The organism is Robiginitalea aurantiaca (genome assembly GCF_030380815.1).
GTDB classification, from domain to species: Bacteria; Bacteroidota; Bacteroidia; order Flavobacteriales; family Flavobacteriaceae; genus Robiginitalea; species Robiginitalea aurantiaca.
Map to the genome: position 1 here is coordinate 62,981 of NZ_JAUDUY010000012.1, position 14,010 is coordinate 76,990.

Here is a 14,010-nt window from a genome sequence, read left to right on the forward strand (position 1 = left end):
GGGTTGTCTATTTATAGTTGAGAATTGGAAAGTCTCAATAGTAATTAGACCCAGTGTATAAATATAACTGTGTCGGCATTTACAAAGAATGTTTTCTAAGTTATTGTATTACTTATTGCTGATTTAGTTCCTCTAAATAAGTTACAATCTCCATTTTTAGCATTTCCATCCGTTGCATCCTGCGCTCAATGCTGGCAAGTGCATTGAATGATCTGCCAAGGTCTCCAGTTAGATAATTTTCAAACTCAGGTCTTTTAAGGATGTTTTCAATCTCAAGTGGTAGGTCGCGCGTATCTTCAATGGCCGTTATGAATTCAAATAATTCACTAAGATCATCAAGCTCTGAAGTTAACACATAAGAACCACTCTCGGCAGTTATGTAATTCTCTGGATATGTTGATAATATGGGTTCGAGGGAGGTTTCTAGCCATCTTGTGGTAGCAGTCAGAATGCCACTTAGTTCCCCAAAGTCAGCATAATACTGGTTGATGTTTTTGAGGATATCCTTATTTCGGAAGTAAGCAAAATCACCAGAGCTTTTAGAGGCTTCGTATGTTGAATTGTAGGTGATAGAGGAGGCCCCAAGATATAGTGGCTGAACGTGTTTGCCAATTTCCCGGCCGTCTACAATACTACCAGGCGTCCTTACTTTTCTAAGCAACCAACCGGCATTTTCAATCCTGTTTTTATAGAACTGGGTCAGCCCCTCCAATTTTAAACTGTCTTTATTCAAATCACCGAGGATGTCACTGTAGAAAACCCGCTCTACCTTTAGGTTTTGCTTGTCTTCATTCCAACTATCCACCTGCAAGGCAATCAGAATACCAATAACCACCAACAAAATCTCACCCACTGCATACAGCAGGTATTTGCTGAACTTATTTTCAGTAATTAGTCTATGGCGAATCTGTCGGAAGAATCTTATCATTGGTTATATGTTGGTCATCTGTAGTGTAATGGTTCCCAAAAAAGCCAAATTCACAGGAAATAGCTTATATGGAATGTTAACCTTTGTTTTTTACCCTCTATTCTCTCTTTTTTAATTCGCGGTCAATCATTCTGGACAGTTCTGAAGATTCTTCGATAAGTTCCTTGTAAGTATTGACAATATCGATCTTCCAAATCCGTCTGTTGCTTAACATATTCGTGAATTCCGTATCCTTTATCAGCTTACCCGAGTCATTTACAACGGCATTACCCTCTTTATCAAATTCAATGTGTCTTAGATACATTGAATTCAATTGGCTGTGTTCTGTGATGCTTACTTTTTGAATGACATCCGAAATCCTGTTGTACCTAATATTAAATAATTGAATAATGTTTTCCCGCAAGGGGTCTGAAGAGATGATATCAAAACCTAAAATTTTTAAGGTTTCGAAGGCAGAATTGGCGAAATTAAATTCCTCAGTCCAGGCAATAGAAGCATACTTCGGGCCTAGCGAATCGTTATAGGGGACCTCGTTTTTGATCTGGTCCATTATAAGACTAATACTCTCAACAATGGACCCCTGCATTTTAGCTTCTGCAGAAAACTGTTCCACATTTGTCTCTAAGTTACGTTGGATTTCTTTCAAAATAGAAATCTCCTTTTCCCTGTCTGCCCTTTCATTATTCCAGTTGTTGACCTGTAACGCCATTAATATACCAATCATCACCAAGGCGATTTCACCAATGGCATACAATAGGTATTTGCTGAATTTATTGTCAGTCAGGAGGCGCTGGCGTATCTGTCGGAAGAAGCGGAGCATGGTCTCATTTAATGGTTTCAGATTCCCTGCCGATATTATCTGAAAAGTAGAACTTAATTTTTAGGGAGTCCCTTTCTCTTACAAGGTATGCGCTTTCCAACCACTTTAGTTTAATCCGGATTTGTACTGAGTCTGGCTGTATAATGAACTCTCCCAGATTCAGGAGCCTCACATGGGCCGAATTATGATCGGTAGACACACTGAAATCAGTAAGTTCCCAATCACTTTTAAGGATGGTTGTCTCAGATACAAAGGACTTAAATTCTTCCCGGGACATTTTCTGGCCGTCCTCATAGATTACAAAATCCCTGGTGATATACTGGTCCAAAAGCTTTGGATTGGTGTTTTCCACATCCAGGGCCTCAAAAAGACCTTCGATAGTGCTGACTACTTCGGTTTCGGTAATCTTCTCCTGTTCCGGATGACAGGCTGCTAACAACAAAATAATTAAGAAGGCAGTAATTTTCATAATGCTTTATTTTACTCGTTAGGGTTAGGGGTACAGAATCTACATTTATAATTAGGCATTCTTCAATATTTGTTCGCCATAAAAAAGACCAAAAGGTCGCTTTCGGGATTATTATAAGTTATGAACAGGGTTTTATCGCTTCCTTGAAATGTTCCAATAGATCCTGATTATTCTCCAATAGTTCGTCTACCAGGGAAAGATGCACTACGCTTATCCGATAGCGATACTGTATCTGGTTTAACAGCTCAAGTTGGTCGAGGGGGTCTTCCAAACGATCAGAGACGTATTGATAATACATAGATTCCGCATCGGAAGGGCGAATGAGTTTTTCCCTGACATATCCCTTGTCTATAATATTCTTGCTCCACTTCAATTGATGATTTGGAATATAGTGAGTTCCTACTTTCAAAGCCAATGGGGCAAAATGATTATCGATGTACTCATTGTTTTGACGAATGATGGTCTCATACTGGTCGAGCTTTTGGAAATGCAACATAACCTCCTGTTTCAAGGCCTGATCCTTCAGCAAATTAAGGTCCCCTGTGGCCAGGAGTTCCATATAGGTCGTATTGTGCTTGCGAAAGGTACTTCGGTTGTTGAGGATACTCAGTTGTTTTGAAAAGATATCGTCCACTAGAAAATTACCGCGATCATACTGCGCCTGGAGAAGGGCTTCGGCATTGAAGATCACTTCCTGGTCGAACGTTGCATAGGTCTCCAGGAAATTCTTTTCTATGGTCAGGTCGGTTATCAGGCTGGAAAGGTATTCACATTCCTTGGAGCGTTCCATTCTTTCATCCTGATAGGCATTTACCTGTAGGGCAATCAGTATCCCGATCACCACAAGCAAAATCTCTCCAATAGCATACAGCAGGTATTTACTGAATTTATTATCAGTAATGAGTCGTTGACGTATTTGGCGGAAGAAGCGGAGCATTGGGTGTATTTAATTTATTTGTTCAACAGATCAATGCATTTCTTGGTAAGGTCTTTGATCCTTAAGGCGTGGTAATTAAAAAGGGTAACCAAGGAGAGGTGATTGCTTAAAACATTGTGTTGACTTAATAATCCTTGTTTTTTTCTCGTTGTATCCTGTTTCCAATTTACTTTGTCAAAAAAATCACTTTCAGAAGCATCGAAATCCAAATGCTTTCCTCTCTCGTATTGATAGGTTTTAATATCCGTAATGGACTTATCGATAATTATCAGTAAGAATTTTTGTTCGTTATACAATTCGATCAGAGCTTTCCGTTGTTCTTCAGAGAGTAAAACCGCATTTCCTGTATTCTTCATGTCTTCAAATGTATAATTGATAGGGAAATACCGAAAAAAGTGGGCGCGTACACCTCCTGATATTTTTATGCATTCATCTAGAGACAAATTTTGAGTTTCAAAATCTTTAAAGTAAGCCTCTATTTCATTCTGCATCAATGATCCATCAGCCATTAATTGATTGATATTCAAAGTGTCATTAACCAAATCATTTATTAACTTACTTCTGTACCTATCAGCTGAAAGTTTTGTTTTTCTGTCTTCATTCCAGGAGCCTATTTGCAACGCAATCAGAATTCCAATCACCACCAACAGGATCTCCCCAACCGCATACAGCAGGTATTTGCTGAACTTATTATCAGTGAGCAGGCGTTGGCGTATTTGGCGGAAGAAGCGGAGCATGGGTTGGTTGTTGGTTATTCCTGGCTTTGAGTTTAGCTATAGATTTATTTTTTGCGTTGAGATTCAATTTCTTTGATAAGTAAATTAACTCTTTCCTGTATGTTTTTTAATCCAAATATGGAATTCGTAGTTAGAAAATTTACGTTCCCGCACTGTAGTTGTAATTCAGCAAAGGCTTCTTCGAATCGGTCAGGATCAATGATGGTAATTTCAAAATCAGAAGTCACATAAAAGCCAATTTCCCTTTGAAGAAAGGGGATTAATACGTTCTGGAATTTTTTGTCATTCACATCATCTACATTTTCATATCTGGGACACAAATAATCATATAAGTCAATAAGATCAGACTTAATCTTTTCCGAACTAATGAGGTCAATTCCTTTATTTGATACCAGTGAATTATAAGTCCCGTACTTTGGAAAAAAGCTATACACCCCATTGTGGACATCGAAAATCAATTCTGAGATTTGCTGGCTCGTATTCTTGTCCAATAGTTCTTTGGCACTTGAATTTATCAAGGTGTTTTGAGCGTTAAGACTTTTGTATTGAATATCAATGATCCGCACCAGTTCGAGGGAATCCTTACGTAGGCTTGTTAAAAGAACAGCGTAGGTTTGATTCTCAATAGCCTTTAAATCCTTTCTTTTGGCCCAGTCATCCACCTGCAATGCAATCAATATCCCAATCACCACCAGTGCAATCTCCCCAACCGCATATAGCAGGTACTTACTGAATTTATTATCCGTAATAAGTCTTTGGCGAATTTGTCGGAAGAAGCGGAGCATCGTTTTTTGGTTTCCCGTAGGGAGTAAATTTAGTTGTCGATAAAATGTGCCTCCCAGGGACCTATTCCGGTTAACTGGATGATGGTCGCCGAGTCTGCCCATACCGAATGGATAGCACCACGGGCATTGACATAATAATCACCGGGCTCGAACACCTCAGCACCTTCGCGGGTCCCGTCCTCTCCAAATGCCACATAGGCCTTCCCCTGCAGTATGGTTGCCCGTTCATCCTTAGGATGGGTGTGGGGCGGCATAACAAAATCACCACTGACCCTGAAGCGTACGGTAAATAAATCAGGATTTTTTGGATCCCCCTCCAAAACCGCTATTTCACAACCTTCGGGTAAGTTGGGCGGGCATGGCTTCCATTGAACCTGATCTGCACGGACAACATGTTGGAGTATTCCTTCCGGAAATTCCATTTGCCCCACAGGAGAAGCCTTTTGCTGACATCCATAAAATATGAGGATAAGAAACATCACAATTAAGAAATGTGGGTTCTTCATTCTTCGCCGGATTGACTGTTTATTTTTTTCCATCATTGAAATCTTTTATTATAAATAAGATACGAGTGTTCCTTTCAAGATAGGGAAATATTCGACCTAAGTCCAATCCAAGCCATTGATTGATTGATATTCCAAGTGTTAGCAACCAAATCATTTGTTAACTTACTTCTGCAAGTGTCTTCTGATAGTTCTGTTTTTCTGTCTTCATTCCAGGAGCCTACCTGCAAGGCAATCAAAATCCCAATCACTACAAGAAGTATCTCCCCGATAGCATACAACAGGTATTTGCTGAACTTGTTATCAGTTAGGAGGCGTTGGCGGATATGGCGAAAGAAGCGAAGCGTATGGGAGTGGGAAGATGGAAATTAGTGTTCCATCAGGGTCAATTCTTTAATGATTCCTGCTTCGAATAATGCCATTTCCTCTTCTGTTCCTGGCATGATCCAGGCAGATGTTGAAAACACCATCTGGTTAAAGTTGAATACAATGGTTACATATGCCTTGGAGGGCTCGTAAGAAAAGCTCACAAGATATAATTTGTCCCCTATTCTACGGGATTGATAACCACAGCTACCATTTTCCCCCAAATTGGGGGCCAGAAACCATTTGAAATGAAAATTGCTATCAGCAAATTTGGCGTCAACCGCACTTCCGTTCTGGTAATAATCCAGAGTAGTTCCTTCCAACAGGTTTTCGGAATTTGCTTCCTGTGATGCCGATGAAAACAGGCTGAAAACACAGAGCAGAGCAGAAAGAATTCTTCCTTTCATATTAAAGAATGCTATTTATTGTTTCTCTTAAGGTGAGGAATTAATGGAAATCAATTCAGCCAGAGAATACCAGCATTAAAATTAACCAGTACTTGTATTGAAAGATTGTTCCGCGAAAGTTTAGTAAAGAAATGATTACGATTTCAAATAAGCCAAAATGACCTTTGTTAAATCGTGGAAATCGAGAATAGGCATTAAAAGCTATTTTATCTCATATGAGGGTTTTTTTTGGTAAAAATATATTCCTGAAATCTGCTTTTCGTTGTATTCATCGCTAATTGAGTCCATCTTTCTATCACTTAGGATATAGTTATGTTTCCAAAGATTTTTTCGGACTGTGTCCAGTGCAACCATATGATATCGTTGAAAAAAACCATGTAATGAATGGTCAAATGATTCAGTATTTGATGAAAGTACCACTCCTCGGGGTACAACCTTAGAAACCTCTTTAACCAAAGCTATGCGATCTCTATCTCTTTTATCCACTGTTCCAATATTGCTTAGTGCCAAAACAATACTTACAAATAACAAGATAAGGGTAGAAATCAAACCCCACCTGTGATATTTGGATGATCTAAGAGATGAAATTAATTTAGATGTTATTGGTGCCATTAAAACACTTATGGCAATAGAAAAAAGAGCTATGGATGGCACTAAATAGTAGCCAGCTTGCTTAAGACTTATAAGCAAGGGCAGTGATGCTGATAGTCCGATCAAAATAAAGAATATCCCCCATTTTTTAACTTCAGGTGATTTAACAATCATTGTAGAAGATTTCTTCTTAAACCAATAGTAACTGGCAATCAGAAAAAGGCAAACCACTCCTACAATAACGAAACTGTTTAATAGCCCGATTAATAAAAAGAATCGATTTTCTCTTAAGTTCTCAATCCGTTGGCCTTTTAAGGCTGCAATTACTTGATTGTCCAGGTAGTTATAGAAAAACATCCTTGCATCAGGACTTTGAAAAATTATTATTATTATCAAAGAAAAGGAACCAACCAGAACCATGGATCTAACCAAATTCTGAGTAATATTAGTTTTAAACACAGGCTGATATAACAGAAAAAATATAAGTGGAAATAATGCTACAAAACCTTTTGTAAGAAAACCTAAAGCAACGAAAATGCCCGCGAGTATTATCAGAAAGTATCCTAAACGATTATTTAAAAGTGTGCTTTTGATTAACAGATAAATAGATGTAATTAGAAATACAGTCATGGTGCATTCCAGAACATTGTTGGGATAGGCAAAAAAAATGCCCGTATTCAACATCCAAAATATAATAGGAAGAAAACTAAGTGAGGTATATTCTGGTTTCTCTGAGAATACCTCTCTCCAAATCAATATGATTAACCAAGCTGAGACCAGGAAGACCAGAAAACAGTAAAGGCGTTCAACGAAAAAATGTTCCCCAAATAAGTCGAAAAACATGCTTTGAATCCAAAATGCCAATGGTGGGTGTTCATAAAAAATCGGATAGATCGTTTTTGTGAATAAAGGTGTCCAGAAACTACCGATATCATGAGCTAAATTGTTTGAAATGGCGGCATACCATACGCCATCTACAAACATTCCCTCACGTAAGAGATTAGGAGCAAATAGTAAAAAGAAAATTATAATAGGATAAATCCAAAATAGCCTAGGATTTTCCATAAAATGTATGTTGCAAACTATTGTTGTTTATTATCTGATTCAGAATGATATACCAATTTTAATGCATAGAGCCTCGTCATTTTAGTGTTCCAAATTCTATTCGATGTGACCTATGCTAATTGTTAGTCGATGGTGCAGTTGGATTAAATGTATAGAAAAAAACACTTCAACCCCTGATTTGGTTCACCCCAATTCAGTAGAGGAAAATGGAAGAAGAAAAGAAAATAATGCTATTCGAAGGCGTGTATAATCTGTGAACGCCTTCATCCTGTTTATTGTCCTAAGCGGTTAACAAATTCAACTAATTGCTAGGAAATGCTATAAGACTTCACATTATTATCAATTTGAGTAACAAGACCACGCAGAAGATTACCCGGACCAATATCAGTGAATTCCGATGCACCATCCTCTATCATATGCAGAATGGTGTGCCTCCACATCACAGGATGAGTCAATTGTAGAATCAAATTTGATTTTATTACTTCTGTATTTACGACAGGCCTCCCCTTTACATTTTGATAAATTGGGCAAATTGGTTTTTTAAACCTTGTTTCCGAAATAGCCAGTTTAAATTCTTCTATCACTGGTTGCATAAATGGAGAGTGAAATGCGCCACTTACAGGCAAATTGATCACTCTTCGGGCTCCGGGACTCAGTTTTCTGCAGGCCTCTTTCAAAGCCTGGTTTTCACCTGAAATAACAACCTGATTTAATGAATTATAATTTGCAGGAACGACTATACCTTTAATTTGACTACAGACATCCTTGACGATAATGTCATATAAACCAATCACAACGGCCATGCCCGTATTATCTATTTCACAGACTTTTTGCATAAGCGAAGCACGCCTTGCTATAAGTCTAAGCGCCGATTCGAAATCTAAAGAACCTACAGCAGCTAATGCTGTTATTTCGCCCAGGGAATGGCCTGCTACCATATCAGGGTTAAAAGTATTACCCAGGGTTTTTGTTAGGATAAATGAATGCAAAAATATCGCTGGCTGAGCAAATTTTGTTTGCTTTAATTCCTTGGCCGACCCTTCAAACATTATATCCGCTATGGGAAAACCTAAAATATTCTCCCCTCTTTTAAAGTATTCCTGAGCCGTTTTCGATTTATCATATAAATCTTTTCCCATGCCCGGATGCTGCGTACCCTGACCGGGAAATAAGAATGCATGCATTATTGAAAAGATTGATAAGCATACCAATAAACTGATAATTATTAGAATAATTATCGGTTTTACGATGACAGAACGGATTCTACGATAAAGACATTATCATTAACTAAATCCTGACATTTTTTAGTTAAGTCTTTAAACATCAACAGGATCGATATAAATAACATCCCTATCGATGTGAATTCAATTAACCCTTGAAAGATATTGTAGTCCGAACCGAAGGAGAATATATCAAAAGTCTTTTCGGGGCATTCTCTCATCTGGGTAGTTTATGATGAGTTTCCAGTCCGTGTCCAACGAGCGCAGCGAAGCCAACCCCAGCCAGGGTATTCGTATAATCAAAGTCATCCGATTTGGCGTGTTTTCTTGGTTTAAAGCTAAGCGCGTTCACGCGAAGTTTTAGGAGGTGCTCGCCGATTTCATAGTTTATGAAGTAATGAAGGTAGGTTTAACATTTTGGGAGGAGCATTGACAGATTATGGGTTGAATCTTTGCAGTTCTGTTCCAACAAGATCCAGAATATCTGCTATTCGTTTTTTTAAACTTAAGGATTGACTGTTTGTAAGCATTGTGAGCTCAACGCAGGTAGCCATTTTATCTTCAAATTTTGGATTATCCAAAAGGGTTGAGATATCTATATTTCTTTTAGAGGCGGCCAACTCAAATTTGGTATTGATAATTTTGTCCAGCTGAAAGGACTCTAAAAGTCCATTTTTCCAATTGTGGTGCGTCAATGTTCTTATGGAGACGTGTTCTTCGAGAAACGGTCTGTAACTGTTCGATCTGAAATTCAACCAAACAATTTCTTCTTCGGTAACCTGTACAACATCACTCGTCCAGCGGGATAATTTTTCTTTCAGTTCAGGATTCTGCAATAACTGGATCCGGCCAGAGCTAATGATGTCGTTTACGATGGGGTCAAAAGTTGGCGTGAGAATTGTAAAACCCAGGTAGCGCATCACACTGTCAATATTTCGTTTTTCGGGATGGTCAACGTAATCGAGCATCCTAAAGGATGCCGCTATCATTTTGTTTCGCAATTCGATCTTTGCCTCTAACTGCTCCAAATTACTCTGATACTCTGATTTCAATTGGGTTAACAATTCTTTCTCCTGCTCTCTATCTTTTTTATAGTCGTTTAAATTGTCTATTTGAAGCGCAATAAGAATACCAATCACTACCAACAAAATCTCCCCAATAGCATACAATAGGTATTTGCTGAACTTGTTATCAGTAAGGAGTCGTTGGCGTATTTGGCGGAAGAAGCGGAGCATGATCTGATTATCGGTCTTTGTCCTCCAAGGTAATCAAATAATGGGTTTCCTACTGTGGATAATAGACTCGTGAACACTGGAATTGCGATCAAAACGGAAAAGTAATCGCCTTACTCTTCCGGTCTTTAGTAAATTTCGTAATGGTCACAGTTTTTCTTTCCCGACCTCTGTTAAAAAGCATATGATCGAAAAATATACCATTGGAGGTGATGGAGGCTACTGAGCCTAAAATTGCCACTATTTGGTGCAGTCCCTCATGCCCATTGAAAAAATTTGGGAACCCTCTGATTTTCTCCAGGATTTCCAGGGCAAGTATTTTTATGAGCAGGTGGAGAAATCGCGAGAAGCATTGAGTCAGCTCACATTTGTCAAAACTTTTGGCTTCTCACCAAAAACCTTCTCAGGTGTACCCTCAAAAGAGAAAACCCAGCCTTATTTAGCTGGGTTCAGTTTTTGAGTTACTCTTGTTTCTAATACGTAATCTCTCCTTCAATTTCCCAGCTGGCGCCAACACTGTCGAAAGTACCATTTTTCAGAACCCATTTCCCTGTGGCATTTTTGAACCTGCCATTACCGTCATGGATCTGTACTTCAGCTTCTCCTTCAAAAGTTCCGGTTGCAAAGTTAATTCTTACATTCTCCAGGGCATGCAATTCGTCTCCGTTTGCGGCGACATATACAGATAGATAAGTCGTCCTTACCTCAAACGGGAAGGTACCTATAGCATCGCAGGTTTGAGGTATTAAATAACTTCCACTGATTGGTTCATTCTTGTCGTCATCAAATTCTGAACCGGGTTGCAGATTACCCAAATGAGCCATGTTGCCGCTTACTATGGTTTGAAATAGCGCGAATCCATTAGGCAACTCAGGAATCGTTCCTGGAGGCGGTGTCCCGGGGCAGGGTACAATATTGGCGGGGGCAGTGTTCTCATAATCAAAAAGAAAATCCAGCTGTGCCTTAATAGGCCTAGCCTTCTTACCTTTTATGGATACGGCGTTAAGTTCTTCCGACCCGATATCTTCGGAAGCGGTATCCTCCGTACAGGAAAAGGCCAGTGCCAGGACTGCCAGAATACTCGTCCCGAAGAACAGGTTTTTCAAATAGGAATTGATTGTTTTCATGCTATAGTGGTTTTAAAGGTTGCGGTGTTAAACTATTGCCTAAATAGCCTGATAGGAAACTTTAGTGGGGAATGGAGAGTCTCACTCAAGGCCATTTCAAGTTTTTAAGATATGGAAACTATTTGTCAATCAGCCCTTTATATTCGTCATTTTTTTCTAGCAAAAATGTGCGAATAAACCTACCTAAAGGTTTCGGCATCATAGTTATTCAAGAGACCAGTTACGCTTCCTTGATCCCTTTTAATTAAAAAAACCACCCCAGCGTTAAATTGCTGGAGTGGTTTACTACCTGTTAAAAACCCAGTAGGCGGGTTCCTGTGTCGTTCTAGCGAACCTTGTTTTGGGTGATTTTATAAATGACATTACTGCCTCCCCCGGTCACATAGATATCACCAGAAGGCCCAACGGTTACCGCATCAAAAAAGAATGTTGGCGGACCAGCATCACCCAAACTACCCGTATCAAATTCAAGCCCCTCTGCAAGTGTAGTTTTGACTATGTTTTCTGGATCCGAAAAGTCAAATCGCAGAAGACTGGAAGTTCCTGTTTCCACGACCAATAACCTTCCTTCCTTATCCAATGCCAGTCCTTCCGGAAAGGAAACCTTAGCTATTACTTTTGCCGGATCACCGCTAAAATCTTCCTTGTATATATTTCCTGATCCCCAATCTGCTGCAAATAGATTTTCTCCATCTGAAGCTAAGCCGCTTGCAACCAATTCAATTATTGGATCAGAGGTGCCTTCTCGGACGACACCATTTACTGTCAAATCGGAAATGAAAATATCATCTCCAACGCGAACTGCATCTATAGGGATCTTTTGAACACCATCAAAACCATACGAGATATTTTCCACACTTTGATCCAGAGTGCTCCATACCTGCACGCCGCCGCTAAACCAGGATGAAATCACCAGGTTATCTCCATCCCGCGAAAGATTCTGGGGAAGGATCAGGGATTCATCTCCTTCAGGGATCAAAAAGCCCTTAAATTGCTCTAATTGCCGGCCGTTCGTTCCATTGAATTTTCGAAGATTAAAGAGGTCGGCTTCATACAAGACCTCCTGATTATTGGGACCTTCCATCGCCACAAGACCCTGCGGTCTGATGATCCCGCCCGGGCTGAGGTACCGGGGTTGTCCACTCGGCATCAGGATTTCGGCTACCCAACCTTCGTCGTTGTTGGTCATGTACAGGCGGCCATCATTAGCAAAGCTCATGTTGTCCAGGCCCGGGTCCAGCGTACTGATTGAGGTTCTATTCGTCCCATCTGGGTTTACTTTAAAAAACTGTCCGGCCTGATCCAATACATACAACATCCCGTCCGGGCCAAATTTGGCAGCGGCGGGGTTGAACAGGTCCGACGGCTCAGACCCCGGAAAGGGCAAGCTTCCGGCCACAAGTCGAATCTGACCGGATCCCACTGCTGCCCCAAGCTCATTTAAAAATGGAAAGAATTCAGCTTCAGGGGCCATCGGATCACCGGTTGGTTCAAAAGAATCAACGTCGATGGCGATCACTGCGTTTAAGGCAAACAAGGGACCATACAGAACTAGCTTTTCCTTTTCCGCTACAGGATCAAACTCCATTCTTGTATCAAAGGAGTTAAAGAATCCAAGGCCAAACCCAAAAGGACATGAAATGATATGCCTTTTCACGTCTAGGGTTACCGGATCCAATTCATACAGGCCGTCGCCCAGGAAATCCAGGGCTACAAAAAGCCGCCCATCTGCAGAGAACCGGATTGGGTTCACCCCCGGAGCTATAAATTTCTTTGTTACAGCCCTTGTCGCCATATCCATTCGGCCGACTTCTCCGATGATGAGGTCCGTCCAGTAGATCGCCGTACCTTCCGGATTCCATACCACATCGTCGGGCGATTCTACTCCATTACCAGGGTCCCCGGTTATCCGTTCGATAATCTTGCCGCTGTTCTTGTTCATTACGGTAATGTTCTGACCGGAAACACTGGCGACATACAGATTGCCATCGGGCCCGACATCGATGCCGTTGGCTCCGTTCAGGTTTGCACCCTTGACCAGGGTCCTTACAGTGGATTTGTTGGATTTGGAATTGGTCGCCTCCAGATTTTCAGCTTCCAGGTCCAGCTCGGGGCTGCAGGAAAAGACCAGTAACAAGAGGATTAGAAGATTTGCCCCAAAGAATAATTTCTTCAGAGAAGAGTTGATTGGTTTCATGCTATAGTGGTTTTAAGGGTTACGCAGTTAAACTCTTACCTTAATAGCACGATAGAAACCTTTTTTAGGGGGAATTCAGAGTCGCCCTCGGGGCTATTTCAAGTTTTTCTAAGATAGGGAAACTATTTGTCAATCAGTTATTTGTGCCTATATTTTATTCTGTAGTTTGATGTAAGAATTTACCTTCAAGAAATTCGGCATTCAGAAACTATACATACCTGTTAAAATCGTCTCTGTATCCGAATTCATCAATCCCTTCCCGAACCGCAGTAAATTTATGAGTATTCTAAAATTAGATCATACTTCTCTTTAATAACAATTCCTAAGACGGGTCCACACAATCCCAGATTTTAAAAAGTCCGGCAAATAGCCTATATTAGAAGGGATAGTTAGTCGACCAGTACCTTTCATACCCCACCCTATATGATGAAATCTTTACTCGGTCGAGCGATCAGTGCCTTGGCATTGTGCTCGATATTTATTGTCAATGCTCAGGAAATCACATCATTTTCACTAATAGATGCCACTTCTGATACGGAGCTTTTTAATCTCAGTAACGGTTTACAAATCGATCTCTCGGTAGTACAGGGCATTGACCTGAGCATACGCACCAATACCAACCCTCC

General features: G+C 40.2%; 16 protein-coding genes. 2 read left to right on the forward strand and 14 right to left on the reverse strand.

All coding sequences use genetic code 11. The features are described from left to right. Positions 1 to 112: 112 nt before the first annotated feature. The 12 genes from QU605_RS14425 to QU605_RS14480 all read right to left on the reverse strand — a co-directional run bounded on the left by QU605_RS14425 (position 113) and on the right by QU605_RS14480 (position 10,063). Positions 113 to 928, reverse strand: coding sequence for a DUF6090 family protein (locus tag QU605_RS14425; RefSeq protein WP_289726032.1), 816 nt, complete (start codon positions 926 to 928; stop codon positions 113 to 115). A gap of 97 nt (positions 929 to 1,025) precedes the next feature. Next, positions 1,026 to 1,748 (reverse strand): DUF6090 family protein, encoded by a 723-nt coding sequence (locus QU605_RS14430; protein WP_289726033.1) that lies wholly within the window; start codon positions 1,746 to 1,748, stop codon positions 1,026 to 1,028. A gap of 4 nt (positions 1,749 to 1,752) precedes the next feature. After that, the gene (locus QU605_RS14435; protein WP_289726034.1) at positions 1,753 to 2,217 is read right to left on the reverse strand and encodes a hypothetical protein; all 465 of its coding nucleotides are present in this window, start codon (positions 2,215 to 2,217) and stop codon (positions 1,753 to 1,755) included. A gap of 118 nt (positions 2,218 to 2,335) precedes the next feature. Next, positions 2,336 to 3,154: a hypothetical protein gene (locus tag QU605_RS14440; RefSeq protein ID WP_289726035.1), complete on the reverse strand. Its 819-nt coding sequence runs from the start codon at positions 3,152 to 3,154 to the stop codon at positions 2,336 to 2,338. Positions 3,155 to 3,168: 14 nt separating this feature from the next. After that, positions 3,169 to 3,891, reverse strand: a complete 723-nt coding sequence (locus QU605_RS14445) for a DUF6090 family protein (protein WP_289726036.1) — start codon at positions 3,889 to 3,891, stop codon at positions 3,169 to 3,171. Between the two features lie 44 nt (positions 3,892 to 3,935). Continuing rightward, positions 3,936 to 4,676, reverse strand: a complete 741-nt coding sequence (locus QU605_RS14450; protein ID WP_289726037.1) for a DUF6090 family protein — start codon at positions 4,674 to 4,676, stop codon at positions 3,936 to 3,938. 29 nt (positions 4,677 to 4,705) lie between these two features. Beyond that, positions 4,706 to 5,182, reverse strand: a complete 477-nt coding sequence (locus QU605_RS14455) for a cupin domain-containing protein (RefSeq protein WP_289726038.1) — start codon at positions 5,180 to 5,182, stop codon at positions 4,706 to 4,708. Positions 5,183 to 5,256: 74 nt separating this feature from the next. Beyond that, entirely contained in the window at positions 5,257 to 5,430 is a 174-nt protein-coding gene (locus QU605_RS14460) for a hypothetical protein (RefSeq protein WP_434967937.1), read from the reverse strand. A 117-nt stretch (positions 5,431 to 5,547) separates the two neighbouring features. Then, on the reverse strand, positions 5,548 to 5,952 hold the full coding sequence (locus QU605_RS14465) for a hypothetical protein (protein WP_289726040.1): 405 nt from the start codon (positions 5,950 to 5,952) through the stop codon (positions 5,548 to 5,550). A gap of 201 nt (positions 5,953 to 6,153) precedes the next feature. Next, on the reverse strand, positions 6,154 to 7,608 hold the full coding sequence (locus QU605_RS14470; protein ID WP_289726041.1) for an ArnT family glycosyltransferase: 1,455 nt from the start codon (positions 7,606 to 7,608) through the stop codon (positions 6,154 to 6,156). A gap of 308 nt (positions 7,609 to 7,916) precedes the next feature. Beyond that, positions 7,917 to 8,792: an ACP S-malonyltransferase gene (gene fabD / locus QU605_RS14475; RefSeq protein ID WP_289726042.1), complete on the reverse strand. Its 876-nt coding sequence runs from the start codon at positions 8,790 to 8,792 to the stop codon at positions 7,917 to 7,919. 473 nt (positions 8,793 to 9,265) lie between these two features. Then, positions 9,266 to 10,063, reverse strand: coding sequence for a DUF6090 family protein (locus QU605_RS14480; protein WP_289726043.1), 798 nt, complete (start codon positions 10,061 to 10,063; stop codon positions 9,266 to 9,268). Between the two features lie 244 nt (positions 10,064 to 10,307). On the opposite strand from QU605_RS14480, the gene QU605_RS15450 reads away from it, so the two are divergent. Further along, complete coding sequence (locus QU605_RS15450) at positions 10,308 to 10,520, forward strand: hypothetical protein (RefSeq protein ID WP_353655895.1); 213 nt, start codon at positions 10,308 to 10,310, stop codon at positions 10,518 to 10,520. A 13-nt stretch (positions 10,521 to 10,533) separates the two neighbouring features. Here the strand turns inward: QU605_RS15450 and QU605_RS14485 are convergent, their stop codons facing one another. Both QU605_RS14485 and QU605_RS14490 read right to left on the reverse strand, forming a co-directional pair. Then, the gene (locus QU605_RS14485) at positions 10,534 to 11,187 is read right to left on the reverse strand and encodes a hypothetical protein (protein WP_289726044.1); all 654 of its coding nucleotides are present in this window, start codon (positions 11,185 to 11,187) and stop codon (positions 10,534 to 10,536) included. Positions 11,188 to 11,512: 325 nt separating this feature from the next. After that, the gene (locus tag QU605_RS14490; RefSeq protein WP_289726045.1) at positions 11,513 to 13,384 is read right to left on the reverse strand and encodes a hypothetical protein; all 1,872 of its coding nucleotides are present in this window, start codon (positions 13,382 to 13,384) and stop codon (positions 11,513 to 11,515) included. A 423-nt stretch (positions 13,385 to 13,807) separates the two neighbouring features. Here QU605_RS14490 and QU605_RS14495 point away from each other — a divergent pair. Beyond that, on the forward strand, positions 13,808 to 14,010 hold a 203-nt coding region (locus QU605_RS14495), incomplete at its 3' end, for a hypothetical protein (protein WP_289726046.1).

Excerpts from the sequence above, each read along its gene's own strand:
- QU605_RS14425 (WP_289726032.1), bottom strand. The coding sequence starts at position 928 with ATGATAAGATTCTTCCGACAGATTCGCCATAGACTAATTACTGAAAAT.
- QU605_RS14485 (WP_289726044.1), bottom strand. The coding sequence starts at position 11,187 with ATGAAAACAATCAATTCCTATTTGAAAAACCTGTTCTTCGGGACGAGT.
- fabD (WP_289726042.1), bottom strand. The coding sequence starts at position 8,792 with ATGCATGCATTCTTATTTCCCGGTCAGGGTACGCAGCATCCGGGCATG.
- QU605_RS14440 (WP_289726035.1), bottom strand. The coding sequence starts at position 3,154 with ATGCTCCGCTTCTTCCGCCAAATACGTCAACGACTCATTACTGATAAT.
- QU605_RS14430 (WP_289726033.1), bottom strand. The coding sequence starts at position 1,748 with ATGCTCCGCTTCTTCCGACAGATACGCCAGCGCCTCCTGACTGACAAT.
- QU605_RS14435 (WP_289726034.1), bottom strand. The coding sequence starts at position 2,217 with ATGAAAATTACTGCCTTCTTAATTATTTTGTTGTTAGCAGCCTGTCAT.
- QU605_RS14450 (WP_289726037.1), bottom strand. The coding sequence starts at position 4,676 with ATGCTCCGCTTCTTCCGACAAATTCGCCAAAGACTTATTACGGATAAT.
- QU605_RS14445 (WP_289726036.1), bottom strand. The coding sequence starts at position 3,891 with ATGCTCCGCTTCTTCCGCCAAATACGCCAACGCCTGCTCACTGATAAT.
- QU605_RS14470 (WP_289726041.1), bottom strand. The coding sequence starts at position 7,608 with ATGGAAAATCCTAGGCTATTTTGGATTTATCCTATTATAATTTTCTTT.
- QU605_RS14490 (WP_289726045.1), bottom strand. The coding sequence starts at position 13,384 with ATGAAACCAATCAACTCTTCTCTGAAGAAATTATTCTTTGGGGCAAAT.
- QU605_RS14455 (WP_289726038.1), bottom strand. The coding sequence starts at position 5,182 with ATGAAGAACCCACATTTCTTAATTGTGATGTTTCTTATCCTCATATTT.
- QU605_RS14480 (WP_289726043.1), bottom strand. The coding sequence starts at position 10,063 with ATGCTCCGCTTCTTCCGCCAAATACGCCAACGACTCCTTACTGATAAC.
- QU605_RS14465 (WP_289726040.1), bottom strand. The coding sequence starts at position 5,952 with ATGAAAGGAAGAATTCTTTCTGCTCTGCTCTGTGTTTTCAGCCTGTTT.